We start from the raw sequence: 8,575 nt of genomic DNA, 5'->3' as shown, positions 1-8,575 counted from the left end.
GGGCAGGAACGTTCTACCCCAGCTACCGTTATCATATATCGATATAAAAAATGGTCAACCAGAAATAACTGGCTGACCTTTATAATACGAAAGGGGCAGGATAGTTGAAGAAGAACAAAGAATAATATTAATGTTTTTCTTTGATTTAGACATTATTTAATATGTCTATGTTTATGCTGGAAAGGTTTAAAAAGCAATACCTTGGCAGGCATTGCTTTTTTTCATCTGAGGAGGATTAGTGAGTAAGAAGGATGAGGGTATCAGAAGTAGCAACTTATACTAGAAAAGATTTGCCTCCATTTGTTTTAGCAACCTTCTTAGAAGCATCCTCTCGTCCAAAGTAATATCTGTTAATAGCCTACCTTGTTGTTTTCTCCACTTTTCATTAACAGGGGCTTCAAGGTCTTTTCCAGCGTCGGTAAGGAATATCCTGGTAATTCTTTTGTCGTTGTAATCTTTTCGTCGAATAATTAGCCCTTTCTTCTCGAGAGCTTTAACCATATTAGTAACTGTGGGAGCCTCGCAATTTAATTTGTTACAAAGTTCAACTTGAGTTAAGCCATCTTCTCTCCAAAGTTTACATAAAAGGTTATCTTGTCCAACATGCAAGTTAAGATCATGTAGTAAATGATTATAATTTCTTCGTGTCTGTGACGAAATTTTGTCTAAAAGCTCTCTTATTTCATCATTTAACATATAAAAACTCCCCGTTTAAAATTATTAGTGACCTAACTATAACTTGGAGTGTATTTTAAGTCAATTTATGGGTCATAGCCCAATTAATCGTTTGAACTTTTTGCCTTTTCACCATACTCTTTACCAAACGCTTCCATCATATCTAGAACAGGGATTAATTTCATTCCTTTTTCTGTGAGTGAATACTCTACTTTAGGAGGGACTACAGGAAACACTTCACGTTTAATGACACCATCGTTCTCTAATTCTCTTAGTTGCTTAGTGAGTGAACCTTGTGATAGGTCCCATAGAAAATTTTTGATGTCGGAATAACGACGTTTAGTTCCTTTTAAGTACCAAAGAATAAAATACTTCCAACGTCCAGATAAAACATTTTGAGTAAATGCTATTGCGTACATATCTTCTTTTTCATCTATAAATTCTCTTTGAAATCCATCTTTACAAACCTTCAATTTATTTCACTCCTGTCTATAAGTACAAAAATATGTACTATATCCATTTAGATTGCCCTCTTTTCAACTAATCATAATGACTTTATGATTGTCTATATAAACCAAAGCAAATAATTACTAGTTAATTATTTTTATCTGAAAGACGATAAGATTAACATTATTTTTTGGTTTTATAGTTAGTAGGCTAACTAATTATACCATAGATAGGAGGTTTTGATTAGTGGATATAGGAAATTCAGGACTAAAATTGTCGATTTTAGACTTCGTTCATATTTATAAAGAAAGTAATGCTAGAAAAAGTCTTCAAAATACAACAGAAATGGTTCAATTAGCAGACCGTTTAGGATACACCAGGTATTGGTTCACTGAGCATCACAATACAGCTACTTTGATGAGTACCTCACCTGATATGTTAAGTATGCATGCAGCTGCTCATACCAAAAACATTCGTGTAGGTTCTGGTGGGGTTATGTTACCTAATCACAGTCCTTTGAAAGTGGTGGAGAACTTCACTCTTTTAGAAGGATTATATCCAGGTCGAGTTGATCTTGGTATAGGTAGGGCCTCTGGAACTGATGGCTGGACTATGTGGGCTTTGCTGAGGTCCAAAGAATTATTAGGAGTAAATGATTTTCCCGAGCAATTAGACAACTTGCTTTCCTTTTTTGACCGTAACTTCCAAATTACTCATCCTTTTAGTAACATAAATCCCCCTGGAGACAAATCGATGGTACCTGATATGTATATGTTGGGTTCTAGCGAGGGTGGATTACAGTTTGCACTCGAAAAAGGCTTAGGATTTGTATTTGCTGCACATCTGGCACCACAATTGGCTGTTCCGATGTTAAGAACTTACAATTCTAACTTTAAACCTTCGTCTTATTTAAGTGAACCGAAAAGTATGTTGGCGACTATTGTTATCACAGCTGAAACTGAAGAAGAGGCTAAGTATATTGCAGGACCGGCAGAGTTACTTTGGGCACGGATGAGTACAGGTTCAAAAAACCTTACATTTCCTACACCAGAAGAAGCCAAAAATCACAAATATACTCTAGAAGAAGAAAGAGCTAAGGAAAGAAATAAAGAACGCTTTATTATTGGCAGTGTAGCAAACGTCGCTGACCAACTTACTAAGACTGCGAAGGCAAGTTTAGTTAATGAAATTATTATTGCTGATTTTTATCCAGATCAAGCAAGTCGAAAAAGAGGACATGAATTATTGGCAAAGGAACTAAGGTTAATACAAAAAAATAATGAACTCGGTATGTAAGAAGGAGAATTCAATAGTGATTGAAAGAAAACTTAAACTTGGAGGTATCATCGACGGAGTTGGTTGGAACTATTTTGGATGGCGACATCCTGATATACCAGCAAACGCCAGCGAAAATATTGATTTCTATGTTGAAAAAGCCATCCAACTTGAGAGTGCGAAGTTTGATGCGATTTTTTTAGCTGACGTCAGTCATATTGGACCGGGCATGATACCACATTATCTTAGCATGTTTGAAGGAATATCTATCTTGTCTGCATTGAGTATGGTAACTCATTCTATAGGTTTAACTGCTACAATAGCTACTTCATATGCTGATCCATTTACAGTTGCCAGACAGATAGCTTCGCTGGATAAGATTAGTAACGGTCGAGCCGGATGGAATGCTATCACTTCTAATCCAGGAGGTTTAGCAAATTATAGCCGTACTCATTTAATAAAATCAGACCTTTATCCACTGAAAGAAGAATTTCTAGAAATTGTTGAAGGTCTTTGGGATTCGTATGAAGATGATGCATTTATACGTGATAAAAAAAGTGGAGTATTTTATGACCCAAGTAAGATGCATTCATTAAATTATACAGGCAATTACTTTTCAGTAGATGGACCTTTAAATATTAGTCGTTCTAGACAAGGAAGACCAGTTGTCTTTCAAGCTGGCACTTCCTCGGCTTTTATGGATATAGCTGCTAAGCATGCTGAAGTCATCATGGCGCCTGGAGATAATTTTGATTATCTAAAGGGATATACTGCTGAACTAAAAAGAAGAGTGGAAAATCAAGGACGTTCACCAAACGACCTCCTGATAATGCCTTCTCATAGCCCAATAGTTGGTAAAACAGAAGAAGAAGCACTAGAAAAATTGGGGGAAATAGAGTCATTAATGCCTATTGGTCATAGACTGCCAAGACCTCAATTGATGGGATCAGCGGAGAATGTGGCAGAGAAAATAGAACATTGGTATAGAGAAGGTGTAATGGATATCTTATTAATTAGACAAGATTACCCAGCGGGATTTGAAGACTTTATTAAGTTAGTTGTCCCAATATTACAAGAAAAAGGAATATTCAAAAAGGAATATGAGGCTAACACACTTCGAGGAAATTTAGAGCTACCTTACCCTGAGAATATGTATAAAGAATAACAAAAATTAAACCAGACAACAGAAGGAGAAGGTAACAATATGAAAAGTAATCGAATTACAAATCTAATAGGTATAAAATATCCCGTTATTTCAGCTGCAATGACATGGGTCACATCAGCAGAGTTTGTTGCAGCAGTATCAAATGCAGGTGGAATGGGTGTATTGGGGCCAAATGCAGGTCAAAAAGAAAAAGCGACAAGTGCAGAAGATATGGCAGACCGATTAACAAAAGAAATTCGCAAAGTGAGAGAATTAACTAACAAACCATTTGCAGTAAATTACATTTTTCCAATGGGAGGGGCTTCAGAAGATCCATTTACTAATGCTGTTTTTGAAGTATTGGTTAAAGAGAATGTAAAGAATGTTATAGCAATTGGACAGAGGGTCGTTGATCGTGAAATGAAACGACTTAAAGAACATAACATTAATGTAATTTACAGAGATTTAAGTCCTACTGTAGAAAAGCTTGTAGAAGCTGCAAAAACAGGTATAGATGCACTTATTGTTACGGGTTATGAAGCTGGTGGTCATATGAGTGATTATAAGATTAGTACTCTTTCACTTGTACCACAAGTAACATCACTTGTAAAAATCCCTGTAATTGCTGCTGGTGGGATTATAGATGGTCGGGGAGCGAAAGCTGCATTTTCTATGGGAGCAGAAGGTGTATACATGGGTACTAGATTTATTGCGACTAAAGAAAATCCGGCAAGTATAGAAACAAAAAACGCTATTATTAATGTAAAGAGCGAGGAGTTTATTGAATTTAAATCGGGTACGGGACATTTGAGAACGATACCGACAGAAGCGGGTAAAAAGGCACTAGAATTAATCAACCAAGGTAAACCTAAGGAAGCATATAAATATTATGGAGAAGGGTTCAAAATAGGGATGTTAGACGGAGACCTTGTTAATGGGACCGTAAGTGTATCTGAATCAGCCGGAGGCATTAAACAAATTCTAACATGTCAAGAAGTGGTTGAAGAAATTGTTCGTTCAATTGGGTAAAGGTTAGCTTTTAATCTCAAGTAAATTCCAACTAGGTAAGTATACTTGGTTTCATGACTGGTTTACCACTATCGGTAAACTCTGTGGATAGGAATCAAGTAGGTTTGGCGTTTGCATTCTGACAATTAAAATAATCAAAAGAGAAGAGGATACAAATGAATGAAACCATTAAATTGCTTAATAATCATACATCCATTCGCTCTTTTACAAATCAACCACTGACAGAAGAACAAAGGGTTGCAATATTTAAGGCAGCTAATCAAACATCATCTTTTAGTCTATTACAGGTAGTTTCTATCATTAGAATTACTGATCCAGTTCTTCGAAAAAAGGTGATGCAACTATCTGTAAATCAGCCATATATTGAAGAAGCAGCAGAGTTTTGGATTTTTTGTGCTGATTTTAACCGAAATCATCAGATAGCTCCAATGGTGGACCTTGATTATATTGAATACCTTTTAATAGGTTCATTTGATGCTGGGCTAATGGCTCAAAGTGCTTTAACTGCAGCTGAATCAATGGGACTCGGTGGTGTATATATCGGTGGAGTAAGAAGTAATATTAATGAATTAACTGAGTTATTAAGCTTACCAAAATATGTGGTTCCTTTAGTAGGACTATGCATAGGCCATCCTGCTGAAGAGAAACCAGGACTAAAACCACGTTTACCTCAATCGATGGTAATGTTTAATAATCAGTACCAATCTCTAGATGGACAAAAATTAGCAGATTATGACCAACAGATGCGTGAATATTACCGAAATCGTACTGTTAGAGCGCCATTCACCGTTAAGAAAGTAAAGGGTTGGAAAGATCATATTGAGGATCATCTTGAAAGAAGCAAACAGCCATTCATGCTCAAGTATTTAAACAAACAAGGATTTGCAAAAAAATAGCTGATATTAAAATGTTTCCCACAAAAATAATGTAATTTTGAAGACTACACTTAAACATCGGGGCATTGATCTAAAAATGATTAATGCCCTCTTGTATTTTAGTTTCATTTGGAAATAACCTGGCAGGATAATGGGAAAAGGATAAATTCTTTATCATCTCAGGTTTAGTATTTTTAATAAGCGGTTTACCTAAAACTAATGTATATGAACAGTGTTTACATTAAAAGATTTAAAATATGCGGAAATAGTGATCAAAGTTATTTTGATCACTATTTTTGGTTCCAAATTTTCTATGTCTTCTATTCAATCTAAAATTTAATACTAGAGCAATCATCAATATGGGTTTCCTAAATTATGAATTATATGTTTCTCTGTTTAGATTTACAATATCTTCATGAGATAATTCAGCTGATAACTTCTCTATTACCTTATCCCGTAGGAATGGGGCTTTTTCTTTATTTGCTTTTTTCAATGCTTTTGTTAGTTCTTCTTTTGTTAGTTCTGTGCAGTATGCAGGAGTTCCTGGTTGTTGTCTCCACGAATCACTTAAAGAGCCACTATCCACTGCATCAAAGCCTAGTTCGTTTACTACATCCATGATTACTTGTTTATGTGTTTGGTCATTACCGGCAATCACCATGGCAATGCGACCACTAGCACCTTCGGGGGTTCCTTTATTTTCTAACGTATAAGCTAATTGGTTGGTGAAAGCTTTAATGACAGGTCTACCTAATTGATTTGAAACCCATACACTTTCAACCATCCCGTTCTCAATTTCTTCAATCTTATTGTCTCTAAAAGGATAATAATTTGAAGTGTCTACAACGATTACTTCCTCTCCAATTTTATCTACAATGTTACGAATGCTTGGCATTACATGAGAAGGGAGAGATATTATAAGAACATCAATATTTGTTATTACATCTTCTAAACTCACAGGTGTTCCAGCAAGCTCTTTTCCTTCTAAATGTTCAATTCCTCGTGCATCTGCAATTTTGACATCATGTCCAGTCTTAACTAATTTTTTAGAAATAATTGACCCGATAGTTCCTGCACCTATAATTCCAAATCTCATTATTGTTCCTCCTAAGAATGTGTATATCAAAGAATTATTCTGCTTAAAGTTAACAATGATATTTTTATCTGAATAAATAATAAATATTCTTTATCAATCCATCTCATTAGATAATAAAAACCTATTGAGTATTTTGTTACATATACTAGAATGCAACCAATTCTCATTTTTTTGAAGAAGGCAATAAAAATTGCCTTAGTACATTTTTTTGTACTTAACAGTAGAATGCAGGTGAATGAGTGTCTAGAAAAGTAAGGATGGATGAATAATCCAACGGCAGTTTTTTCTTATGATAAAAGATTGTGAATGAATACACTTAAACAATCGGGGGCTTTTGTTGAATTAGAGGTCATTACATATTGGTCATATATAATATGTAATGACCTTTGAACACTTAATTAAAATGGATATATATGTTAAAGTGTAAAGCGAAGAATGTGAAGAAATGTACTTAAACTAACGGGTGCGTTAGCTGAAGATCGGAGCTGTCTTTAAGGCAGCTTTTTTTTATGGAACTATCGGGGCAGCATTCCTGTAATAACTGAAAATGAGGTTTGAACGAAAAAAGACCTCTTGATAAGATGAATGTGTCCTAAGCTGGCCAGCTAAAAAAGGACAAAACATCTATTTGGAGGTCTCACAATGAATTATAACCAAAATCATAAAATCACTCAAATTACTTCTGAAACCTTAATTGTCGGAATAGATATAGCCAAGCACAATCATGTCGCGAGAGCACAGGATTTTAGAGGATTGGAACTGGGAAAAACGTTTTTCTTTGAAAATACGAATGCAGGATTTCATTCGTTTCTAGATTGGATTAACCAACTTGTTAAAGAGTGTAAGTTAAATCAAGTGATTGTAGGCATGGAGCCAACTGGTCACTACTGGTTAAATCTAGCTCATCTTCTAAAAGAGAATAATATTAAGTTCGTATCTGTCAATCCACTACATGTTAAACGAAGTAAAGAATTAGACGATAATTCACCTACAAAGAATGACGTGAAAGATGCAAAATCATCGCACAATTAGTCAAAGACGGAAGATACACCGAACCAACCATTCCACAAGGAATTTATGCAGAATTCCGAGCGGCCAAAAAACTTCGCGATCTTCTCAACGTTGACTTACAGGTCGTTTAGGGACAAGTTCATAACTGGCTTGATCGTTACTTTCCCGAATTTTTGACAGTGTTCAAAAGTTGGGAAGGCAAGGCAGCTATTCATTTTCTAAAGCTAGAAGCCTTGCCACATGAACTTGTAAATTATACGGAAGAAGAGCTCTTACTTTCCTTAAGACAAGTGGTAAAACGCGTATAGGCTTAAAGAAGATACGAGCACTCAAAGAAGCAGCCAATCGTTCGATTGGCATTCGTCAAGGGACAGCTATGGCGAAATTAGAGTGGAGAGCTTTACTAGAGAAGTATGATTTTATTCAAATGAAATTCGAAGAATTAGATCATCAATTAGATCAGTTATTTTACCATATCCCAGGTGTCACACAGATGTTAGAGGTGTCAGGAATCGGTCGAGATACAGTAGCAGGGTTTTTCGCAGAGGCCGGCGACCTCAGAGATTATCAACATCCTCGCCAAATCGTAAAATTAGCAGGTTTAAGTTTAAAAGAAAACACATCCGGAAAGCACAAAGGTCAGACCAAGATTACCAAACGGGGACGAAAGAAATTGAGGGCTCTCTTATTCCGGGCAGCCATGATACTGGTGGCAAAGAACAAGGCTTTTAAAGCTCTTCATATATATTACACAACACGTTCTCACAATCCCTTAAAGAAAATGCAATCTCTAATAGCCTTGTGTAACAAGCTTATTCGAATTCTGTTTTCAATCGGTAAAAAATAATTTACATTTCAAGAAGACAAGATGTTAAGGGATATCCCTCATATGGCAACACTTGTAGTACATCAAACAGTCGTATGGCTCATATTGTTACGAATAATATTGTTACATATTTTTGTTACAGACGATGAAGTTGTCACTTAATAATGCCAGTCACATGATTCAATAATTGGGCCAGA

7 protein-coding genes and 1 pseudogene are annotated in these 8,575 nt (G+C 35.6%); 5 read left to right on the top strand and 3 right to left on the bottom strand.

Annotated features, from left to right (window positions below; translation table 11 throughout):
• Positions 1-279: 279 nt before the first annotated feature.
• Both ACFX4I_RS12660 and ACFX4I_RS12655 read right to left on the bottom strand, forming a co-directional pair.
• A complete protein-coding gene (locus tag ACFX4I_RS12660) occupies positions 280-696 on the bottom strand; it encodes a MarR family winged helix-turn-helix transcriptional regulator (RefSeq protein ID WP_377421009.1) in 417 nt (138 codons plus the stop codon).
• 83 nt (positions 697-779) lie between these two features.
• On the bottom strand, positions 780-1,148 hold the full coding sequence (locus ACFX4I_RS12655; RefSeq protein ID WP_375540592.1) for a winged helix-turn-helix transcriptional regulator: 369 nt from the start codon (positions 1,146-1,148) through the stop codon (positions 780-782).
• A 220-nt stretch (positions 1,149-1,368) separates the two neighbouring features.
• On the opposite strand from ACFX4I_RS12655, the gene ACFX4I_RS12650 reads away from it, so the two are divergent.
• The 4 genes from ACFX4I_RS12650 to nfsA all read left to right on the top strand — a co-directional run bounded on the left by ACFX4I_RS12650 (position 1,369) and on the right by nfsA (position 5,466).
• A complete protein-coding gene (locus ACFX4I_RS12650; protein ID WP_377421007.1) occupies positions 1,369-2,418 on the top strand; it encodes an LLM class flavin-dependent oxidoreductase in 1,050 nt (349 codons plus the stop codon).
• A 16-nt stretch (positions 2,419-2,434) separates the two neighbouring features.
• Positions 2,435-3,562: an NtaA/DmoA family FMN-dependent monooxygenase gene (locus tag ACFX4I_RS12645; protein WP_377421005.1), complete on the top strand. Its 1,128-nt coding sequence runs from the start codon at positions 2,435-2,437 to the stop codon at positions 3,560-3,562.
• 39 nt (positions 3,563-3,601) lie between these two features.
• Positions 3,602-4,570 (top strand): NAD(P)H-dependent flavin oxidoreductase, encoded by a 969-nt coding sequence (locus ACFX4I_RS12640; RefSeq protein WP_377421003.1) that lies wholly within the window; start codon positions 3,602-3,604, stop codon positions 4,568-4,570.
• Between the two features lie 155 nt (positions 4,571-4,725).
• Positions 4,726-5,466, top strand: a complete 741-nt coding sequence (gene nfsA / locus ACFX4I_RS12635; RefSeq protein WP_377421001.1) for an oxygen-insensitive NADPH nitroreductase — start codon at positions 4,726-4,728, stop codon at positions 5,464-5,466.
• Between the two features lie 352 nt (positions 5,467-5,818).
• Here the strand turns inward: nfsA and ACFX4I_RS12630 are convergent, their stop codons facing one another.
• Positions 5,819-6,541: an NADPH-dependent F420 reductase gene (locus ACFX4I_RS12630; RefSeq protein WP_377420999.1), complete on the bottom strand. Its 723-nt coding sequence runs from the start codon at positions 6,539-6,541 to the stop codon at positions 5,819-5,821.
• Positions 6,542-7,183: 642 nt separating this feature from the next.
• Here ACFX4I_RS12630 and ACFX4I_RS12625 point away from each other — a divergent pair.
• Positions 7,184-8,396: pseudogene (locus tag ACFX4I_RS12625) on the top strand (IS110 family RNA-guided transposase); the annotation flags it as partial.
• Between the last annotated feature and the right edge of the window lie 179 nt (positions 8,397-8,575).

The organism is Peribacillus sp. YIM B13472 (assembly GCF_042788005.1).
Classification (GTDB): Bacteria; Bacillota; Bacilli; order Bacillales; family DSM-1321; genus Peribacillus; species Peribacillus simplex_E.
The sequence above is the reverse complement of the archived record's forward strand: the minus strand, read 5'-3'. Positions and strand labels throughout refer to the sequence as shown.

What these genes read in the sequence shown, in the direction of transcription:
- nfsA (WP_377421001.1), top strand. Translation starts at nt 4,726, where the DNA reads ATGAATGAAACCATTAAATTGCTTAATAATCATACATCCATTCGCTCT.
- ACFX4I_RS12630 (WP_377420999.1), bottom strand. Translation starts at nt 6,541, where the DNA reads ATGAGATTTGGAATTATAGGTGCAGGAACTATCGGGTCAATTATTTCT.
- ACFX4I_RS12660 (WP_377421009.1), bottom strand. Translation starts at nt 696, where the DNA reads ATGTTAAATGATGAAATAAGAGAGCTTTTAGACAAAATTTCGTCACAG.
- ACFX4I_RS12640 (WP_377421003.1), top strand. Translation starts at nt 3,602, where the DNA reads ATGAAAAGTAATCGAATTACAAATCTAATAGGTATAAAATATCCCGTT.